The organism is Ruegeria sp. YTSC003 (genome assembly GCF_059609785.1).
On sequence record NZ_JBXWMK010000002.1, the window covers coordinates 431,920 to 452,661 of the forward strand.

General features: G+C 57.1%; 17 protein-coding genes. 11 read left to right on the plus strand and 6 right to left on the minus strand.

The window, feature by feature from the left end:
- The first annotated feature begins 179 nt into the window (after nucleotides 1-179).
- Nucleotides 180-1,346, plus strand: coding sequence for an efflux RND transporter periplasmic adaptor subunit (locus tag AC2FFH_RS05880; RefSeq protein ID WP_496722403.1), 1,167 nt, complete (start codon nucleotides 180-182; stop codon nucleotides 1,344-1,346).
- A gap of 3 nt (nucleotides 1,347-1,349) precedes the next feature.
- Nucleotides 1,350-4,487, plus strand: a complete 3,138-nt coding sequence (locus AC2FFH_RS05885; RefSeq protein WP_496843961.1) for an efflux RND transporter permease subunit — start codon at nucleotides 1,350-1,352, stop codon at nucleotides 4,485-4,487.
- A 47-nt stretch (nucleotides 4,488-4,534) separates the two neighbouring features.
- On the opposite strand, the gene glpD is transcribed toward AC2FFH_RS05885, so the two are convergent.
- The gene (gene glpD, locus AC2FFH_RS05890) at nucleotides 4,535-6,127 is read right to left on the minus strand and encodes a glycerol-3-phosphate dehydrogenase (protein ID WP_496776530.1); all 1,593 of its coding nucleotides are present in this window, start codon (nucleotides 6,125-6,127) and stop codon (nucleotides 4,535-4,537) included.
- Between the two features lie 193 nt (nucleotides 6,128-6,320).
- On the opposite strand from glpD, the gene AC2FFH_RS05895 reads away from it, so the two are divergent.
- The 6 genes from AC2FFH_RS05895 (at nucleotide 6,321) to AC2FFH_RS05920 (ending at nucleotide 11,070) form a co-directional block, all read left to right on the plus strand.
- Nucleotides 6,321-7,082, plus strand: a complete 762-nt coding sequence (locus AC2FFH_RS05895) for a DeoR/GlpR family DNA-binding transcription regulator (protein ID WP_496776528.1) — start codon at nucleotides 6,321-6,323, stop codon at nucleotides 7,080-7,082.
- A gap of 115 nt (nucleotides 7,083-7,197) precedes the next feature.
- Entirely contained in the window at nucleotides 7,198-7,353 is a 156-nt protein-coding gene (locus AC2FFH_RS05900; RefSeq protein ID WP_496766643.1) for a DUF5993 family protein, read from the plus strand.
- Between the two features lie 9 nt (nucleotides 7,354-7,362).
- Nucleotides 7,363-7,932: a disulfide bond formation protein B gene (locus tag AC2FFH_RS05905; RefSeq protein ID WP_496766646.1), complete on the plus strand. Its 570-nt coding sequence runs from the start codon at nucleotides 7,363-7,365 to the stop codon at nucleotides 7,930-7,932.
- A gap of 34 nt (nucleotides 7,933-7,966) precedes the next feature.
- The gene (locus tag AC2FFH_RS05910) at nucleotides 7,967-8,329 is read left to right on the plus strand and encodes a DUF3302 domain-containing protein (protein WP_113788976.1); all 363 of its coding nucleotides are present in this window, start codon (nucleotides 7,967-7,969) and stop codon (nucleotides 8,327-8,329) included.
- Nucleotides 8,330-8,350: 21 nt separating this feature from the next.
- Nucleotides 8,351-9,496 carry an HlyD family secretion protein gene (locus AC2FFH_RS05915; RefSeq protein ID WP_058273814.1) on the plus strand — a complete coding sequence of 382 codons (1,146 nt, stop codon included), beginning with the start codon at nucleotides 8,351-8,353 and terminating at the stop codon, nucleotides 9,494-9,496.
- 11 nt (nucleotides 9,497-9,507) lie between these two features.
- Nucleotides 9,508-11,070, plus strand: coding sequence for an efflux transporter outer membrane subunit (locus AC2FFH_RS05920; RefSeq protein ID WP_496843962.1), 1,563 nt, complete (start codon nucleotides 9,508-9,510; stop codon nucleotides 11,068-11,070).
- A gap of 3 nt (nucleotides 11,071-11,073) precedes the next feature.
- Here the strand turns inward: AC2FFH_RS05920 and mprF are convergent, their stop codons facing one another.
- The gene (gene mprF, locus AC2FFH_RS05925) at nucleotides 11,074-13,683 is read right to left on the minus strand and encodes a bifunctional lysylphosphatidylglycerol flippase/synthetase MprF (RefSeq protein ID WP_496843963.1); all 2,610 of its coding nucleotides are present in this window, start codon (nucleotides 13,681-13,683) and stop codon (nucleotides 11,074-11,076) included.
- 98 nt (nucleotides 13,684-13,781) lie between these two features.
- The gene (locus AC2FFH_RS05930) at nucleotides 13,782-14,210 is read right to left on the minus strand and encodes an Lrp/AsnC family transcriptional regulator (protein WP_496722388.1); all 429 of its coding nucleotides are present in this window, start codon (nucleotides 14,208-14,210) and stop codon (nucleotides 13,782-13,784) included.
- 86 nt (nucleotides 14,211-14,296) lie between these two features.
- Here AC2FFH_RS05930 and rocF point away from each other — a divergent pair, with 86 nt between their 5' ends.
- The 3 genes from rocF to ocd are packed head-to-tail and all read left to right on the plus strand — an operon-like array spanning nucleotide 14,297 to nucleotide 17,187.
- A complete protein-coding gene (rocF, locus tag AC2FFH_RS05935) occupies nucleotides 14,297-15,217 on the plus strand; it encodes an arginase (RefSeq protein WP_496766650.1) in 921 nt (306 codons plus the stop codon).
- Complete coding sequence (gene ctlX / locus AC2FFH_RS05940; RefSeq protein ID WP_170557771.1) at nucleotides 15,217-16,137, plus strand: citrulline utilization hydrolase CtlX; 921 nt, start codon at nucleotides 15,217-15,219, stop codon at nucleotides 16,135-16,137. The genes rocF and ctlX overlap by 1 nt, the downstream gene beginning before the upstream one ends.
- A gap of 6 nt (nucleotides 16,138-16,143) precedes the next feature.
- Nucleotides 16,144-17,187, plus strand: coding sequence for an ornithine cyclodeaminase (gene ocd, locus AC2FFH_RS05945; RefSeq protein ID WP_496766652.1), 1,044 nt, complete (start codon nucleotides 16,144-16,146; stop codon nucleotides 17,185-17,187).
- A gap of 52 nt (nucleotides 17,188-17,239) precedes the next feature.
- Here the strand turns inward: ocd and AC2FFH_RS05950 are convergent, their stop codons facing one another.
- The 3 genes from AC2FFH_RS05950 to dctP form a co-directional block, all read right to left on the minus strand.
- Nucleotides 17,240-18,643, minus strand: a complete 1,404-nt coding sequence (locus AC2FFH_RS05950; RefSeq protein WP_058273820.1) for a TRAP transporter large permease — start codon at nucleotides 18,641-18,643, stop codon at nucleotides 17,240-17,242.
- Nucleotides 18,644-18,646: 3 nt separating this feature from the next.
- Nucleotides 18,647-19,276, minus strand: coding sequence for a TRAP transporter small permease (locus AC2FFH_RS05955; protein ID WP_170557777.1), 630 nt, complete (start codon nucleotides 19,274-19,276; stop codon nucleotides 18,647-18,649).
- 61 nt (nucleotides 19,277-19,337) lie between these two features.
- Nucleotides 19,338-20,354, minus strand: coding sequence for a TRAP transporter substrate-binding protein DctP (gene dctP / locus AC2FFH_RS05960; protein WP_496766656.1), 1,017 nt, complete (start codon nucleotides 20,352-20,354; stop codon nucleotides 19,338-19,340).
- Nucleotides 20,355-20,742 lie beyond the last annotated feature (388 nt).

The window sequence follows — 20,742 nt, forward strand, 5'->3', positions numbered from 1 at the left end:
GATCTTGGCGTAAGTCCGCCTGAAACCGGAATAATTTCCGGGCACACCACCCAGCTGACGCATTCAAGAAGCTTGAGATAAAGTTCCAAAACGGCCATCCTGCCAAGAAATCAGCACGACTCGTCGAGGCAACAGAGCTGCCCCGGCGCAATATCCTTAGGTCTAATGAGGCGCCCGCCATGTCCCTTGCATTAAAGAATTCATTTTTTCGACACAGAGGTCCGGTCTTGGCCATCGCGGCACTGACCAGTTTGGGCGCCTCGTTCACGGCGCTGGCCCAGGATCAAAGCGACGCGCCGCCGCCGAAAGTGTCTATTGCAGCGGCCTATACTGAAGAAATTACCGATGAGGCCGTGTTCATCGGGCGCGCCGAGGCCATTAACAAGGTGGATATTGTCGCCCGCGTGAACGGCTTTCTTGAAACTCAGGATGTGGAAGACGGCGCGCTTGTCAAAAAAGACGACCTGTTGTTCACCATCGAACCCGATCTTTATGAGGCGACCCTGGAGGCCCGGAAAGCCGATCTGGACCGGGCCGAGGCCAATCTGGAGCTTGCCAAGGTCGATCTGGCCCGAAAGGAAGAGCTGTACAAACGCGATGCCACCCCGGAGTCCGAGCGTGACATCGCCCGCGCCAATGAACTGGTCGCCGAGGCCGAGGTCAAGGCCGCTCACGCTGCCATCCAACAAGCAGAGTTGGACCTGAGCTATACCGAAATCCACGCTCCGTTTGACGGGCGGATTGGGCGCGTAGAAACCAGCGTAGGTGACGTTGTCGGACCAACAAACCCCCCGCTCGTCAACCTGGTAAGCGAAGCCCCTATCTATGTAAATTTCTCGCTGAACGAAAAACAATTCACCTCGGTCCTCGAACAGGTTGGAGAGAGCGCAGCTTCACTGGCTGAAAGCAACAAAAGCCCGAATGTGCACCTCACCTTGCCCAACGGAACCAAGCTGGACGAAACAGGCGAGATCGTTTTTGTAGATAACCGCATCGACCCGTTGACAGGCGCAATTACTATGCGTGCCGAGTTCCCCAACGCGGACCGGTTCATCATCGACGGACAATTTCTGAGCGTTCAGATCGAAGCACTGGAGCCCACCCTTCAGGTGCTGGTCCCTCAGGCCGCATTGCAACGCGATCAGCGCGGTGAGTTCGTGCTGGTGGTGAATGACAAGCAGATGGTCGAACAGCGCTATATCACAACTGGCGACGTGGTTGGGACCGCGATTATTGTGACAGATGGTCTGCGCGAAGGTGAAAGCGTGATCGTTGAGGGCCTGCAGCGGGTTCGCCCGGGCGTTGCGGTGGATGCCGTCGTCGCCTCTGAACAGCCGGGAGAATAACGGATGTTCTCAGCCCTGTTCATTAGCCGGCCCAAGCTGGCGCTTGTTATTTCGCTTGTCCTGACGATCATGGGCGGCATCGGCTATTTGGTTCTGCCGGTCGCTCAGTTCCCGGACATTACGCCACCGGTGGTCAGCGTGACGACCACCTATACCGGCGCCAACGCCGAAACCGTGGAAAACACCGTCGCCGCTCCGATCGAGGCGCAGGTCAACGGTGTGGACGACATGATCTACATGACGTCGACCTCGGCAGATAACGGATCCTATTCGCTCAACGTCACATTCGAAGTGGGCACCGACCCGGACATCGCCTCAGTAAACGTGCAGAACCGCGTGGCTCAGGCCATGTCGTCCCTGCCTGCCGAAGTGACCTCCTCTGGTGTGGTCACTCAAAAAGCATCCACCAACATGCTGTTGCTGGTGACGCTGACCTCGCCGAATGAGACGTATGACAGTGTCTTTCTGTCCAACTATGCTTCGATCAACCTGAAAGACGCGTTGGCGCGTGTTCAGGGTGTGGGTAAAGCCGACGTTCTGACCAATCTGGAATACGCCATGCGGATCTGGATGGACCCGGATCAGATGGCTGCTTTGTCCATCACACCCGGTGACGTGATCAATGCAATTCGGGAACAAAACGTCGAAGTTTCGGCCGGTTCCATCGGCGCTCCTCCAGTCCCGGAAGGGCAGACCTTTCAATACACGATCAAAACCAAGGGCCGCCTGACCTCGGCCGCAGAGTTCGGCGACATTGTCATCCGGACCGGAGATGCGGGTTCAATCGTGCGGGTCAAGGACATCGCGCGGGTCGAGCTGGGCGCAGAATATTATGCGGCTTCGGGCTATTTCGATAGTGTGCCAGCCACGGTGATCGGCATCTACCAGGCACCCGGCGCGAACGCGCTGGCCGTGTCGGACCGTGTCGAGGCCGAGCTTGAGCGGTTGTCACGTACCTTCCCGACGGATGTGGAATACGCCGTACCCTTCAACACCACGGACTTTGTCAATCAGTCGCTGAATGACGTGGTCACGACCCTGATCCTGACCTTCATTCTGGTGATCTCGGTCGTGTTTGTCTTCCTTGGAAGCTGGCGCGCGACGATCATTCCGGCGGTTGCAATCCCCGTGTCGTTGATCGGGACCTTTGCGTTCCTGCTGCTGTTTGGCATGTCGCTGAACACGATCTCATTGTTCGCTTTGGTGCTGGCCATCGGCATCGTGGTTGATGACGCGATTGTTGTGGTTGAAAACGTCGAACGGATTATCGCAGACGAAGGCCTTCCCCCTGCCGAGGCGACGCGCAAAGCCATGGGGCAGATCACCGGTCCGGTGATTGCGACAACGCTGGTTCTGTTGGCGGTGTTCGTACCCGTCACCTTTATGCCCGGCATCTCGGGGCGGCTTTATTCGCAGTTCGCTGTGACGATCTCGACCGCTGTTGTGATCTCGTCGATCAACGCGTTGACGCTGTCGCCTGCGTTGTGCGGGTTGGTGTTGAAGGCGCGATCCGGCCCACCCAAAGGGCTGTTGGCAGTGTTCGAGAACTTCATCGGTGGTGTTCGCAGTGGCTATGTCGCCATAGTCCGGAAACTACTGATCCTGCCTATCGTTGGTCTGGGCATCATCGTGGCGCTGGCCATGGGTACGGGCACAATCATGTCCAACACCTCAAGCGGCTTCCTTCCGCTTGAAGACAACGGATATCTGTTCGTGGATGTGCAACTGCCAGATGCTGCGACGTTGGAACGGACCGAAGCGGTCACTGCACGTGTCGACGCACAGATCCAACAGATCCCCGGCGTCGCAAGCACAGTTCTGATCAACGGCTTCTCGATCCTGAACGGCACAACGACAAACGGCGCCGCGATCTTTGTGAACCTCGACAACTGGGATGAACGGAAAGAGGATGACCTGAGCGCTGACGCGATCCTGCAGAAAGTACTGGCGATAGCCTATGGTGAATCCGCTGCATCGATCATCGCGTTCAACCCACCACCCATTCAAGGCTTGGGCAACTCGGCTGGCGTCGAGATGGAGGTGCAGCAGACCGGAGGCGGTACGCCTCAGGATCTGGCCTCGGCCGTTGGGTCGTTCGTCTATTCAGCCAACCAAAGACCGGAAATCGGTCAGGCCTACACCACATTCCGGGCCAACGTTCCTCAGTTGTTCGTGGATCTGGACCGCGAAAAGGCCAAGACGCTACAAGTGTCCGTGGCCGAGGTGTTCCAGACGATGCAGGCGCAGTTGGGGTCATACTATGTGAACGACTTCAACCTGTTCGGACGTGTGTATCGCGTGATGATCCAGGCCGACGGTTCATATCGTGATAATGTCGACGATATCGCGAACCTGTATGTGCGATCGACCAAGGGTGAGATGGTGCCGTTGGGTACGCTCATCGATGTCGAAAACGTACTGGGTCCGGTCTTGCTGAAACGTCACAACCTGTTCCGTTCGGCGACCGTAACGGCGGTTCCGGCCCCTGGGTTATCCACCGGTGACGCGATTAATGTCATGACCGAGGAATCCACGACTGCCCTGCCCCCGGGCTATGCCTTTGAATGGACCGGTACTGCACAACAGCAATTGGCGACCGGTGGTCTGGTGGTCGTCATCCTCGGGCTGGCGATCCTGTTCGGCTACCTCTTCCTTGTGGGGCAATACGAGAGTTGGACCTTGCCCGTGTCGATCCTGCTATCGGTGATCGTCGCCTTGTTCGGGGCGGTGGCGGCCGTGGCCATCGTGGGCAGCGACATCAACCTCTATACGCAGATCGGGATGATCATGCTTGTGGGGCTGGCCTCAAAGAACGGCATTCTGATCGTTGAATTCGCGATGGAACAACGCGCCAAGGGGTTGTCGGTCAAAGACGCCGCAGCCGAGGCCGCTTATCAGCGTTTCCGTGCGGTAATGATGACGGCCCTGTCCTTCCTGTTGGGTGTTGTGCCGCTTCTGGCGGCCAGCGGCGCGGGTGCCGCCAGTCAGAAGGCCATCGGTGTCGCCGTGTTCGGCGGGATGCTGGCAGCCACTTTGGTCGGCGTGATCCTAGTGCCGGTCCTATACGCCTTGCTGCAAGGGATGCGGGAATGGATCAAGGGAACCAAGGATGATCCGGGCTCATCAGAAGAGGCCGCGTGATCCAAAACAAAAGCCCCGCCAAACTGGCGGGGCTTTTACTTTTTTGGTCAGGCGTTCACTACGACGGGTTCGGTTTTGCGATCCATCCAGCCTTGAATGCCGGCGATTTGCTCGGCACTTAACCGCAGGCCCATCTTGTTTCGGCGCCAAACAACATCTTCAGCCGTGCGCGCATATTCTTTGTCCATCAGCCACGCCAATTCCCGTGCGGTTAGCGTCGCGCCGAAGTCCTCGCCCAGATCCGATGCGGACTTGGCATCGCTCAAAATTGTCTTGGCCTCAGTGCCATAGGCGCGAACCAGTCGTTGCGCCCAGACACGATCCAGAAACGGGTAGTCGGCCGACAGTGCCTCGACCAAATCCGGTACGCCACCAACTGGAAAATCGCCGCCCGGAAGCGAAACGCCTGCAGTCCAGGGGCCGGGAAGATCGGGGAAATGCTCTGACACTTTGTCCATCGCACTCTCGGCAAGACGCCGATAGGTGGTGATCTTGCCGCCAAAGACATTCAGCACTGGCGCCCCACCCTGCGCGTCAACTTTTAGTGTATAATCCCGCGTTGCCGCAGTGGCGCTGCTGGCCCCGTCGTCATACAGCGGACGCACACCGGAATAGGTCCACGCGATGTCATCGCGCGTAACCGGTTTTTGGAAATACTTCGAGGCAAACGCGCACAGATAGTCCTGCTCTGTCTCCGTACAGGTCGGGGGCTCTGCTGGGTCTGGGTGATCCTGATCCGTTGTGCCGATCAGCGTAAAATCGCGCTCATACGGAATGGAGAAAATGATGCGCCCGTCTTCACCTTGGAAGAAATAGCACTTGTCGTGATCATAAAGCTTAGGCGTCACGATATGGCTGCCGCGCACCAATCGCACACCTTCACGAGAGTTGATGTGGATCTTGGTCTGGATGATGTCCCCAACCCAAGGTCCACCTGCGTTGATTAGCATTTTAGCCTGCACCGTCTGCGTGTCGCCGCTGTGCTTATCGCGGATGGTAATTTCCCACAGATCATCGACGCGTTTGGCCGCCAGAACTTCGGTCCGCACCAGAATATTCGCCCCACGTGCCTCGGCATCGCGGGCATTCAGCACAACCAGCCGTGAATCCTCAATCCAACAATCGGAATACTCGTAGCCTGTGTGAAACTTGTCCTGCAGCGGCCTGCCTTCCGGCGCGCTTTGCAAATCCAGTGAGCTTGTCCCCGGCAGGATTTTGCGCCCCCCAAGATGGTCATACATAAACAGGCCCAGACGGATCAACCACGCCGGGCGCCGTCCCTTCATCCAAGGCATTACTGTGCTGAGAAGTCGCGATGTCGGCGTTTCAGAATCGAACCGCATATCCTTGTGATACGGCAACACGAACCGCATCGGCCAGCTGATATGCGGCATTGCCCGCAGCAGGGTTTCACGCTCGATCAACGCCTCGCGCACCAGACGGAATTCAAAGTACTCCAGATACCGCAGGCCGCCATGAAACAGCTTGGTCGAGGCCGAAGACGTCGCCGAGGCAAGATCGTTCATCTCGGCCAATGTCACGGACAATCCGCGCCCGGCCGCATCGCGCGCTATTCCGCACCCGTTAATCCCACCACCAATGATGAAAAGGTCCGTGACCTTGTCCGTGTGCCGTTCCATGTCCGGATGATTCTCTTTGTTTGAAAAACCGGGCTCATTAACCCGATGAACGCGCGTTTCGTCAACGTTTACTTTCGTTTATTTTCGTTTTATCACCACAAATCGAAGTGTTTCAAGTGTGTGGTCGATCAGATCTCTTGGAAACCCTTCGAAATTAGAACAAAAACGAACACACACCGTTTCGGAGCCGACCATGTCCCTTTCCTTTCGTCAGTCAGACATTCTGAACATCGCCAGACAGGATGGCCGTGTGATGGTGGATGACCTGGCCGCTCAGTTCGGGGTCACGGTTCAGACCATTCGCCGCGACCTGTCTGAGCTGGCGGATCTGGGGAAGCTGGACCGGGTTCATGGCGGGGCCGTCATTCGCTCAGGCGTTTCCAATATTGGCTATGAGGATCGCCGGGCCCTGAACGATGAGGCCAAGGCGCACATTGCGTCGGCCTGCGCCCTAGACATCCCGGACGGCGCGTCGGTTTTCATGAATATCGGGACCTCGACCGAGGCGGTTGCGCGCCAATTGGTGAACCACAAGAACCTGATGGTCGTCACAAACAACATGAATGTCGCCAATATTCTGGCCGAGAACACCGATTGCGAAATCGTCGTCGCGGGTGGTGTCCTGCGCAGATCGGATGGCGGGCTGGTCGGCAATCTGACGGTCGCAACCATCCGGCACTTCAAATTCGACTATGCGGTCATCGGCTGCTCGGCACTTGATGCCGATGGCGACCTACTGGATTTCGATTTTCAAGAGGTCCAGGTCAGCCAAACGATCCTGGCCCAGACACGGCGCACCTTTCTTGTGGCCGATCATTCAAAGTTTCAGCGTGCAGCCCCCGCGCGTATCACTTCATTGGCTGAGATCGACACGTTCTACACGGACCGGCCTCTGACGGACCGCCTAAGCAAGAGGTGTCAGGCGTGGAAGACCGACCTTCGCGTGTGCCAATAGCCCCCTAAGCAGTTCTCCTAAAAGGTGAACTGGGTAAGAGTTTTCTTGCCAGACCTCCCAGTGCCTGACAGTATCGCGATATTGCGGTCGTTGCACGGAAGGGGAGAACCGGGCCATGATAGCGCTTTTATTTGCGTTACTTACAGCCACCATGGGGCTGAATTATTTTCAACAAACAACGGCAGCCAATGCGCTGTTTTTCTTCACGCTGGCGTTGAGTGTGTACTGGCTGAAATTCCACGCCACCAGCCAATTGACCATCCAGTTGTAGGGGGCGGTGATGACACCAGAACTGTCCCGAACCCTGAACGCCATGGGCATGCTGGCCGTCAGTCTGGTGCTGCTTTTGGCCTTTGTTTACCAACTGACGCTTTACGAACTGCCCTGCCCGCTTTGCCTGCTGCAGCGCGTCGGCTTTGTCGCCGTGGGCGTTGGGCTGGGGTTGAACCTGCTATACGGCGCGCGGCCGCAGCACTATGCTTTGATGTTAATCGCAGCGCTTTATGGCGGCAGCGTTTCTGTCCGCCAGATCCTTCTGCATATCGTTCCCGGCACGGGTCATTACGGCTCGCCCGTGTTAGGGCTGCACTACTATACGTGGGCGGCCATTTGCTTTTTCCTGATCCTGTTGGGCACCGCGGTTATGCTGCTGTTTGATCGCCAATACGCTGACGACACTTCGGAGCAGCCGCGGTTTGGCGGAAGCACACTGGCCAAAACAGCCTTTTTTGTCATGTTTGGTTTGGCTGTTCTGAACGCCGGCTCGACACTGCTTGAATGTGGTCCTGGCATTTGCGCTGACCCGCCAACCACCTACAAAGTGATTGACGAACTGGGCTCCAACAATTGAGGATGGGAAAACCTTCCCGAACGGAGGCACGAAGATGGGGTTACTTGGGCAGCCGCTTGGCTACTATGACTACCTGACATTTGTTGCGTTGATCTTGCTGCTGGCCGCCGTCATGGCGCTGTTTCTATTCGTGATGGGATTGCCCGGCCGCATCGCAATTAAACGCAACCACCCTCATGCCGAGGCGATAAAGATCATGGGATGGATGGGGTTTCTCGCCATCGTACCCTGGGTCCATGCCTTCATCTGGGCGTTCCACGATGGAACGGTGGTCGATATCCGCCGTATGCCCGATGATGAGCGTGAGGCGGTTCGCAAAGAAATCAAGCGCTTGGGTGGTGAGTTGACGGAAGAATACCGTGACCCGCTGGATCCGGAAGAGACGCAAAAGAGCTAAGGCCAAAGGAAACTACAAAATATGTTTGTCGCCCTCGGCATTACGCTTTTCTACATCATTTTCGTCTGGCTTATTTTCTTCAAGTTCCAGTGGCTGAAGTTCAACATCATGTGGGGCATCGTATCCTTCTGGGTCGGTGCGCACCTGCTGTTGATCTTCCTTGTCGCCCTTCGGTTCTTTCAGCCGTTCTCTATCGACAGCCACGTGGTCCGCTCGACCATCCAGATCGTCCCACGGCTGACCGAACCGACGATATTGACTGAGGTACTGGTCGAGCCAAATACCGAAGTCACAAAGGGCGATCCACTGTATCGGTTCGACGATACTGTGTTCGCGCTTGAAGTTGAGGAAGCCACAGCGCAACTGGTCGCGGCCGAGCAGAACGCCAAGATCCTTGAACAGGACGTCATTGCCGCAGGGGAAGCCATTGAGCGTGCCAACGCTCAACTTGCCTACGCACAGACGCAGCAAGCCCGATACGAAAATCTTGTACCCGCAGGTGGTGCGCGTCAGGACGAGCTGGATCGCTGGAACGAACAGGTGACCGAGGATCAGGCTCAGGTCAAAGAGGCCACGGCCAATCTGGAAAAGGCGCAACTGGCGCTGGATTCCCAGATTGACGGCGTGAACACCGGCATCCTTCAGGCGCAGGCGCAATTAGACAAGGCCCAGTACTTCCTGGACAACACAACAATCTACGCCCCCGAAGACGGCATGATCGTGTCCCAACAAGCCCGTCCCGGTCTGGTCGTCGGCGATATTCGCCTGGGCGCCATTGCCAGCTTTGTCACCAAGGATAACCCTTACATTCTTGCAACCTACCGTCAGCAGAACCTGAAATTTGTCGAGGTCGGCCAACCCGTTGAGGTAGCCCTTGATCTGTATCCGGGTGAAATCCTGACCGGCAAGGTCGAGGCAATCTGGTGGGCAACCCGACAAGGTCAGTACTTGCCGTCTGGCCGCCTGCCGGGGTTTGAGCTGCCAAAACTGCCCGGACGCATTGCCGTGCAAATCTCGGTCGATATCCCGGACGGGCACACCTTCCCTGCCGGTGGTCACGCGGCCGTGGCGATTTATACCGGTCAGGGCAAAAGCTTTGAGTTCCTAAGGCGGATCAACATTCGTCTCTATTCCTTCGCCAACTTCATTCGACCACTGGATATTTAAGGACGCAAATGATGACCCGGGCCAGACTTTACCGCCGACTGATGGGTACAGCCCTATGCGCCGCCCTTCTGGTCGGTTGTGCGCCAGTTGGCCCAGACTTCGTGCGCCCAAGCTCTCCGGTCGTGAAGCAGTGGATTGAGGTCAACACCCCAAGCACTGGTCAAAGCGGTCTGACCTCGCGCAGCGCTCCGGTGGTGAAATGGTGGCAGACCTTCAACGACCCCACCCTCAATAAATTGATCGCCGAGGCCTACGCCCAGAACCTTGACCTGCAGGTCGCCGGTGCCCGCGTCTTGCAAGCGCGCGCGCAGTTGGGCATCGCGTTCGGCGAGCTCTATCCCCAATCGCAGGCCATCGGTGCATCCATTGAACGCCGTCAGGTCAGCGACAACCTCGGACCGATTTCCGATATCCGCCGGATCATTCCGTTGGACACCGAGTTTTCGACCTCGCAGGTCGGCTTTGATGCCCAATGGGAACTGGACGTGTGGGGCCAGCAACGTCGTGGCGTTCAGGCCGCGCGATCCAATCTGGCGCTGCAAGTGGCCAACTATGACGACGCGCTTGTCACCCTGACCGGCGATGTTGCGGCGCTTTATGTCAACATTCGCGCCTTGCAGGAGTCGCTAGCCGTGGCGCGCGACAACATCAAGCTGCAACAGGAATCAGCGGACCTGACCCAATTGCGATTTGAAAATGGCGTGACAACCGAGCTGGACGTACAGGAATCCACGGCCCTGTTGAATAATACCAAGGCCTTGGTGCCAGAGATTGAAAGTGATCTACAACAGGCCAAAAATGCTTTGGCCGTGCTGTTGGGAACCACGCCGTCCCGCATGACCAGCCTACTAGGCAATTCCGGGCGGATCCCCTCTGCGCGTACGAATGTGTCCGTCGGTGTCCCCGCCGAGCTTCTGCGCCGCCGCCCAGACGTTCGCGCAGCCGAGTTGGCAGCGGCCACGCAATCAGCGCAGGTCGGGATCGCTTTGGCCGACCTTTATCCGCAATTTATCCTGTCAGGTGCTATTGGCCTGCAAGCCTCGGGCGGGCAAGATCTGTTTTCAGCAGGCAGCAACACCGGGCTCGCGAATGCCGGTGTGGTCTGGAACGTGCTGAACTATGGCCGGATCAAAAACAACGTCCGCGCGCAGGATGCGGCCTATCAGGCGTTGATCGCCAATTACCAGAACACTGTCCTGACCGCCTATTCCGAGGTTGAAAGCGCCATGGTGGCCTATGCCCAATCTCGCAAGCAAGTTGGCTTCTATGAAAAAAGCGTCGCGGCTTCGCGCAAAGCGGCTGATATCGCCATCGACCAGTATCGGGACGGTATCGCAAGCTATTCGCGTATCCTGAACACCCAAACAGCCCTGTTGCGATCACAAGCCAATCTGATTCAGGCCCGCCAGCAGGTGTCCAGCAATCTGGTTGCGGTTTACAAGGGATTGGGTGGCGGCTGGCAGATCCGGCAGAACCAAGAATTCCTACCAGAAACCGTTCTAGCCGAAATGGCATATCGCACAGATTGGGGCGATCTTCTGGAGAAAACCCCAACCCGTGCCAGTCTGAACTGAGTGTTACTTCGTCAGCCCGCGCAAACCGCCTGAAATCAGGATGTTCACCTCGTACAGAATACGTGGTGCTGCCAGACCACCGGGGCTGGCGAGGTAATTCGGGCTCCACTCCGGATCGAACTTCTGCTTGAAAGATCGCAGCCCTTCGAAGTGATAGAACTGCTCGCCGTGCTCATATAGGAACCCGCCGACGCGGTTCCAGAAAGACGCCAGTTGCCGGTTCTCTATTCCCGAAAACGGCGCCGCCCCCAGCGAGAACCAATGGAACCCCTGCTCTGCCCCCCAGGTCATCATCTCGGCAAACAAGGCGTCCATGATAAAGTTTGACCCGTCCGGCTCATACCGCATCAGGTCCAACGACAATTCGGACTTGTTCCCGCCTTGGAAGAGGTTGGCGAAGGCGACGATCTTTCCCGTATCTGCCTTCTTCAGCACCGCGAAATCGAAATAGGACAGGTATTCATCGTCAAACCCGCCCAAGGCGAACCCCTTCTCCTCGCCCGCCTTATGCTCCAGCCAATCGTCTGAAATCTTGCGCAGTTCGGGCAACACAGGGCCCACGTTTTCCTTCGGTATAATCTCGAACACATACCCTTCGCGTTCGGCCCGGTTCTTGGCCTGACGGAACCGCTTGCGAGATTTGCCGTCCAGCGAGAAATCCTTCAACGGCACGCGCGCGACCTCTCCGATCTTCAGAATAGACAGGCCCAGATCCAGAAACGTCGGCAAGTACTTAGTCGATACGCTGTAGAAGGCGCACAATTTGCCCTCGCGGTCCGCCATTTCGCGCAGTTGCCAGATCAGTTGCTTTCCGGCGGTTTCATCCCCAACCGGTTCCCCCTTGGTGATCAGCGCATTGCCTGTGTCGGCATAAGCCAGAAATGCGTCATCGTCCGGTGAAATCAAGAATTGCTTGTCGCCGGTCAGTGAAATCTGCGACTCGGTGTCTTCGCTTGCCATGACCAGACGTTCAACAACCTCGGGGATCTCCGTCCGGACCGGTTCCGGAACCTCGCGCCCGAACAAAGAATTCACGGCCACCACACCAAGAATAACCGCCACCACAAGGCTGGATCGCAAAAAGCGCGAGGCGTCACCGTTCCATGCGAACTCCCACCACAAGGCGTTCTGGTACTCGACATGCGAATAGGAAAACAGCCCGACCCAAAAGACGACCAGAAGCAAGGCGACCACGCTGACCAGCCACGGGATGTTCAGACGGAATATCGAGGCCCCGCTGACCCGGTAAAACGCTCCGCGAAACGTGGCCAGCAAGGCGATAGTGCCCAACATGCTGATCGCTTCGTGCGTATCCAGACCCTTGGCCAGCGATGCGACGAACCCGGCAACCATCAGCAGCATGGCCACTATCCATGCGCGATACAGCTTGCGGAACAGGCCGCGTGACACAAGGATCAGCAACACTCCAACAGCGCTGCCGGCAAGATGCGAAGCTTCAACGAAGGACAAAGGCAGAAAGTCCCGCAATGCGCTAAGGTTCTCGCTGCCTGCAGGCAACGCCCCGGACACCAGCAGAATGACGCCCGCCACAGCTGCGACACCGGCCGCGACCATCGGCACAATCGGACGGATCACGCGGTAAACCCACGTGGCGGCTCCGCTGATGTGATGTCGGTGCGTCAGGGCCGAAGCCACCGCGATGGACAGCGTCGCAATGGCGAACGGCAGGAAGGTATAAATCAACCGGTAAAGCAACAGGGCCGCGATCACATCAGACCGCCCCGAGGCCCCTAGCCCGGCGATCAAAGTCGCCTCAAATGCGCCAATCCCACCCGGAGCGTGGCTGAGAATTCCGACTGCAATGGCGCCAATGTAAATGGTGAAGAAGAACGGAAACCCGACCCCAAGGTCATCCGGCATTAAAACATACAGCGTCATGGACGCCCCAAACAGGTCGCCCACAGCCGCCAGCGTCAGCAATCCCGGCAACTTGCCGCCCGGCAGATTGAAACCCAAACCACCGGTGGCCAGTCTGCGTCCGCCCTTGGACAGCCAAGTGAACAGCGTTGCGAAACCCACAAGCAGGCACAGTCCCATCACGGTTTCGACGGTGTCACTTATGGGCAGAACTTTGGACACTCCATCCGGATGAAAGGTTAGCAACCCACCCAGAAGCAGAATGAAACCTGACCAGAATGCTATCCAGGATGTGGCAATCACCCCCGCAACCCGACCTAGATCAAGACCCAGGGACGCATAGATCCGATACCGGATCGCCGTGCCAGTAATGTAGGAAAACCCAAGGCAATTGGACACGGCGTAGCCACAGGCGCCAGCCATGCCTGCGACAGGCAAAGGGACCTCGCCATCTGCCACACTTTGCACGGCAAACACATCGTAAAGTGACAGTGACAAAAAGCTGACTGCCGTCCAGCACAGGGCGAAAAACATCAGTTTCCACGATGTGTTCGCGACGTCCGTTTTTACATCGGCCCATTTGACGTGCGAAGACAGTTCATGAAGGACAGTCAGGGCAATAAGGGTAACCAGAATCGGTATCGCGATTCGGACTACGGGCTTTTCAAGAAATCCCGATACCCGCTCGGCCAGGCGCACAGCCCAGAGTTCTTCGGCATTTTCATGAGTTGCCATGCTTTGTCCCTGCTCTCAGGCGCGATCACACTCTGAACAATCGAAACGCGCAGGCCGACTTTCGCACAATTTCGTTCTAGCTCAAAGCGCTACGGGCGTCAGACCCGACCTTTGCGCGTGGACAGCAACAGGTTAGTCTCGGATTTGGTTATCCCTTCCATGCGCCGGATCTGGAACAAAACCTCGTCCAGTTCGGCCAGGGTTTCGGTCCAGATTTCGGCGATCAGATCCCAGCTGCCGTTCGTGGAGTGAACCGCGCGCACCTGTCGCATAGCAGCAATACGAGCCATCGTACGTTCAGTCCCACGGCCCTCGATTTCCAACATCATCAGCCCGCGCACCGGGCTCTGCGCGACGTCCTGTCGGGTGAGGACGGTGAACCCAACAATTTCACCAGACTGTTTGAGCCGTTGCAGGCGGCTGCGGACAGTGGTGCGGGTTACCCCCAGCGTTTCGGCGAGTTCGGATAGCGATGCTCGTGCGTCGCGGTGCAATGCACTCAGCAGTCTACTATCCAAATCGTCCATAACCACTTCCCATTTCGCTTATCCGAATGTCATTTTGAACATTTTGCTGCCTTTTCGCAAGCCATCATGAGGGCCTAGATAGTCATATGGATACGCAAAATGTAATATTGGTTGGCGCACCGATGGACGCAGGCAAGCGTCGTCAGGGCTGCCGCATGGGCCCGGACGCCTATCGGGTGGCCGGTCTGGAACAAGCTCTAACTGACCTCGGACACCAAGTGTCTGATATTGGAAATGTCAGCGCCGATCCGTCAGATGTACCGGAGCATCCCCACCTTGTGGCCCTGCCCGAGTGCGTCGGTTGGACCAGCGCTCTGAGCCGCTCCGCACAGGAAACCGCGCCGAACGGACTGCCGATTTTTATGGGCGGCGATCACGCCTTGTCCATGGGCACAGTTGCCGGGATGGCAGCACATGCCGACGGGATCGGGCGACCTCTGTTCGTACTTTGGCTGGACGCTCATAGCGATTTTCATACACCCGACAGCACGGGCAGTGGCAACCTGCACGGCACACCGGTTGCTTATTTCACGGGGCAACCCGGATTTGACGCCTTCCCTACGCTGGCTGCCCCGGTCCCAACGGATCGAGTAGGCATGATCGGCCTGCGATCAGTGGACCCGGCTGAACGTGCACGACTGGAACAGGATCAGGCCATGCTGGCAGACATGCGCAGCATTGACGAGCACGGCATCAAAGCGCCGCTGATCGCGTTCCTCGACCGTGTCCGCGCGGCAAATGGCATTCTTCACGTATCTCTGGATGTTGATTTCCTCGACCCCTCGATCGCCCCCGCTGTCGGTACAACCGTTCCCGGTGGCGCAACCGAACGCGAAGCTCATCTGGCGATGGAGCTGCTGCATGAAAGCGGGCTCGTCTGTTCGCTGGATCTGGTCGAGTTGAACCCATTCCTTGATGAGCGTGGGCGTACCGCAAAGCTGATGGTCGACTTGGCCGCGTCCCTGCTTGGCCGTCGCATCTTCGACCGCCCGACCCGGAGTTTCTGATGAATTCCCTGCAATCTCCTTCCGCTGTCGTCATGGTTCGACCGCACGAGTTTGTGTCGAACCCAGAGACTCGCCATGACAATGCGTTTCAGACACTGGCACACCGATCCGCCGAAGCGACTTCAGCAGCCGCGCGCGATGAACATGATCGCGCAGTCGAGCAACTGCGCGATGCAGGCGTCACAGTTCATGTATTTGATGATCACGGTCAACAGAACACGCCGGACAGTGTCTTTCCCAACAACTGGTTCTCGACACATCCCGGCGGGCACGTTGCGATCTATCCGATGTTTGTTCCGTCGCGTCGACGCGAACGCCGCACAGATGTTATCGAGTTGCTGAAACAGGAATACCGCGTTCAGGACGTGATCGATTATTCGGGGCTGGAACAGGACGATCTCGCACTGGAAGGTACCGGAGCAATGGTTCTCGATCACGTCGGCCGCATCGCTTACACGGTCAAGTCAAACCGCGCTGATCCCGTTTTGTTGGAGCGGTTCTGCACGAACTTCAACTACGAACCCATCGCGTTCGAAGCTAGGGACGACGCAGGCCGAGACGTTTATCACACCAATGTCCTGATGGGGATCGGCACACATTATGCACTGATCTGCCTCGACATGATCATCGATGCCGAACGCCGCGCGACCGTACAGGCGCGATTGGAAGAATCCGGTCGCACCGTAATCGATCTGTCCCATGACCAGATCGCAGATTTTGCCGGAAACACCATCGAGCTTAGTGGTCGTGATGGGCTCGTGCTGGCTCTTTCCAGTCGCGCCAAAGATGCGCTGACACCCCAACAGACCGACATTATCGAAGACAGCGCCACTCTGCTGCCATTGTCAGTTCCAACCATAGAAACAGCCGGAGGATCAGTGCGTTGCATGATCGCCGGTATCCACCTTTCCCGCCGATAGGAGACCATGATGCAACCTTCCGACAAGGCGCTTGTGCCCTTTGTATCCGTCGACAACATGATGCGGCTGGTGCACCACATCGGGCTTGAAAAGATGATCACTCAGATCGCAGCTCAGATTGAATCCGACTTCAAACGCTGGGAGAGCTTTGACAAAACCCCCCGCATCCCGGCCCACTCACCCCATGGCGTGATTGAGCTGATGCCGACTTCGGATGGCGAGGCCTACGGGTTCAAGTACGTCAACGGCCACCCGAAGAACACGTCCGAGGGCCTGCAGACCGTCACCGCCTTCGGCCTGCTGGCTGACGTTTACACCGGCTACCCGACCCTGTTGACCGAGATGACGATGCTGACCGCGCTACGCACCGCCGCGACGTCAGCATTGGTGGGCAGTTACCTGGCCCCGAAAAACTCGCGCGTCATGGCGATGATCGGCAACGGCGCGCAGTCTGAATTCCAATGTTTGGCGTTCAAGGCCATGTGTGGAATTGACACCGTACGTATGTATGACACCGATCACGCAGCGACCGAGAAATGTGCAGCGAACCTCAAGAACACCGGACTGACAGTTGTGTTATGCAAAACACCTGAAGATGCCATCGAGGGCGCGCAGATCATCACCACCTGCACAGCGGATAAGAAATATGCCACTATCCTTACCGACAACATGGTTGGACCGGGCGTGCATATCAACGCCATTGGCGGAGACTGTCCCGGCAAGACCGAGTTGCACCGAGACATCCTTCTGCGGTCTGAGATCTTTGTCGAATACCCCGAGCAAACTCGTATCGAAGGCGAGATTCAGGCGTTGGATGACGATCATCCGGTGACCGAGATGTGGCAGGTGATGACAGGTCAGGCCAAGGGGCGCCAAGATGACCACCAGATCACGCTGTTTGACAGCGTCGGCTTCGCGATCGAGGATTTCTCTGCGCTGCGCTACATCCAGTCCGCCATCGAAGGCACTGATTTCTTTGAACCTTTGGACATGCTGGCCGATCCGGATGATCCACGGGATCTGTATGGGATGCTGATGCGGGCGAGCTGAAGAACCCGCACTTCACGTCGACTGGCCCCCGGTTCACCACCGGGGGCTTTTTCTACCCGGCCAATGACGGCAGGTAGAGTACGATACCGGGAAACGCCACGAGCAGCGCGATCGTTACGCCGTCGGCGATGAAGAACGGCGTAACGCCTTTGAACACGTCCTGAACGCTCAGATCCGGACGCACGCCTGCCACCACGAAACAATTCAGACCAATAGGCGGCGTGATCAGGCAAAACTCGGCCATTTTCACGACCAGAATACCGAACCATATCGCACACATCGGACCTGACATGCCAAAGGCGCTTTCTGCGGCGCTGACCGTCTCGCCCCCGTTCAGGGCCATGACCGCCGGGTAGACCACTGGCAGCGTTAGCAACAGCATGCCGATAGCGTCCATGAACATGCCCAAGACGGCGTAGGCCAGCAGGATACAGATCAGGATCAGCATCGGCGACATTTCCAACGAAGTGATCCAGTCCGAAAACGCGCCTGGAAGATCCGCAAACCCCAGAAACCGTACGTAGATCAGCACCCCCCAGATGATCGTGAAGATCATGGCCGTCAGTTTGGCGGTTTCCAGCAGCGCCGATTTCAGCTCGGGCCACCGCATCCCGTGGAAAAGGGCGAAACAGAAGACGATGAAGGCACCGATAGCCCCGCCTTCGGTTGGAGTGCCCCAAGCCTTTTCTCCAAACGGGTTATAGACAAAGCAAATGATGATCAGGATTACGGCGACAATCGGAAACGCGCCCGGCAGCGACGCAAAACGCTGCTTCCAGGTGAAGCCTGTTACCGGTGGACCAACGTTTTTGAACACAACCGCGATGCCGACGATCAGCAGACCGTACACAACGGCCGAAAATGCACCGGGGATAAACCCGGCAAGCAGCAGTTTGCCCACATCCTGTTCCACGATGATCGCATAGATCACAAGGATCGCGGATGGCGGGATAAGGGATGCAAGTGTACCGCCCGCTGCGACCACTCCGGCTGCGAATTGCTTGTTGTAACCGACTTTCAGCATCTCGGGGATAGCGATCCGGGCGAACACAGCCGAGGTCGCCACCGACGCGCCAGAAACGGCCGCGAACCCGGCTGTGGCGAACACAGTCGAAACCGCGAGCCCTCCGGGCACCCACGCAACCCAACGTTTAGCGGCCTCGAACAACGCGCGAGTCAGCCCTGCGTAATAGGCCAGATAACCGATCAAGATAAAGGTGGGGATCAGGCTGAGTGTATGGGCCGCAACCTTGGAATGGGGCACCTGCCCCGCCGTCTTGACCGCGACGGTTAATGCTTTGCCGAAGCGATCAGGATCGTATCCAAACTTGGCCCAGAAAATCCAAACCAACCCGACCAGCCCCGCAAGAGCCGCCGCGAAGGCCACGCGCATTCCGGTCACAACCAGAACCAGTAGGCCACCCGTGACCCACAGGCCAATTTCAATCGAGTCCATGCGCTAGTCCTGCCCTTCGAATTGCTCGGCCTCGGCAGCGGCCTGAGCGGCCGCATCCTGTATCAGTGGAACGGCTACGGGGCTTTCCGCCCCTACGATCAGCGCGCGACCATATCCCCAAACCTGAAGTAACAGCCGTAGGCAAAGCACCGAGAACGCCACAGGTGCCAGCAATTTGGCCGGCCAAAGCGGGATGCCGATGTCGATCGAACTGTCGCGGCTCCACATAGGAGCGCCAAAGTCGAACGAGCGGTCAAAATGGGACCAGCTGCCCCACACTAAAGCCAACATCAGCAGAAGGATCAGAAGGACCGAGATTAGCTCGAACAACCAAAGTGCCCGCCCGTGCAGACGTGAGATGACAATGTCCATCCGGATATGACCGCCATCGCGCTGTACATATGAAATGCCCAAAAACGCAATCAGCGGCATCGCCTGTTCGATCCAGTCGACATAACCGGGCAAAGGCGCGTTGATCGCATTGCGTCCGCTGACCGAGACAACCGCCAGAACCATAAGACTGAACACGGCGATACCGCTGATCAGAGCCAGAAACCGTTCCAGCCTCAACAACTTACGATCCAAAGAACTCAGGAGGCTGCTGTCCTCAAGCACCGTGGCCTGTCCTGCCATTGCGGTGTTCCCCTGTATTTATTGGTGTCCGGGCGCCCCGATGGGCACCCGGATTTTTGGCTTAGTTGCCGCTACGTTGCTGTTCCAGCGTGGACTGGACCAAGTCGTACAGGTCCTGCGCAGGCAGACCCTGAGCGGACATATCTGCGATCCACTGCTCGCGGATCGGGTCAGCGGCCTTTGTGCGGAACTCGGCGATCACGGCGTCGTCGATCTGTACTTTTGCGACGCCCTTTTCATCCAGAACGCTGTCCCACTGTTCCAGCAGCGATCCATAATTGGCCAGATAGTGATCAATCGCTTCGTCGATCGAACTGTCCAGCGCCTCGCGATGCTCAGCCGGCAGTGCCTCATAGGCATCGATATTGACCACAACCGGGCAATTCACAGTGCCGGGGTTCAGGTTGGCCGTCCACCAATCTGCTTCGTTGATCGTGCCAAAAGACAGGTGCGCGTGCTGAGCAAAGGCAACCGTGTCAACGACACCGGACTCCATCGCGTTAAAGGCTTCGGTTGCAGGAACCGAAGTCGGCACACCACCTACCGCCTCGAATGCCTTGCCCAGACCACCTGTGGCACGGACACGCATGCCTTCGAACTCGGCAAGTTCGTCACGCGGGTCGCCGGTTCCGACAATATTGTACTGCGGCATGGGTGAGGTCATGATGATACGCGCATTCCACTGCGCCATCTCATCCTTAACGGCAGGGTGATCGTAAACCGCGTGGCTGACGGCAACTTCCTCATCCAAGTTGTTCACGCCCAGGAACGGCAGTTCCAGAACGGTGATCGCGCGGTTTTTGTCGCGATGATACCCGGCACAGAACTGCGCCATCTCAAACGCACCAATTTCGATTCCATCCAGATTTTCGCGCGGCTTGGACAGGCCACCATAGCTGACATTGATGGTGAAATCGCCGTTTGTCTTTTCGCTGACCAACTCAGACAGTTTCTCAACATGCTCGGTGAACGCACGACGTTTGCCCCAGACCGAAGCATTCCATTCAGTTGCGGCTGCCTCGGACACGAACGCAACACACAAGGCGGCCACAGCAGAGCCGCTCAAGATCTTTTTCATACTGATTTCTCCCTTTGCTGCACCCCCTTACCGAGGCGCTTGGCGTCAAAGCTAGCGCCAACATCGGAATGTGCCAACCCCCGGTCAACATTCCTGACCAGCTGGGAATGGCACCGTTGAGCGCTAACAACCGAAAGGTGAGTCACAGATGCAATTTAGTTGTAACCGGTCAGCCTATTTCCACAGAAATTTTCATTACAGTCAAAGCTATGTAAAAAAACTACTTTTCCCAATAATGGTCTCTTTCTTTACAAAATCACTCTGGGTCAAAAAAATAATTTACAAACTAATCGTGAGAAATCGGTAATTTATTTCCTTGTTTTCAGCTCTCCGTATTATTGCGCATAAGGAGGAAACAGATCGACATCGCCAGTTCAGCAGGCAAAAT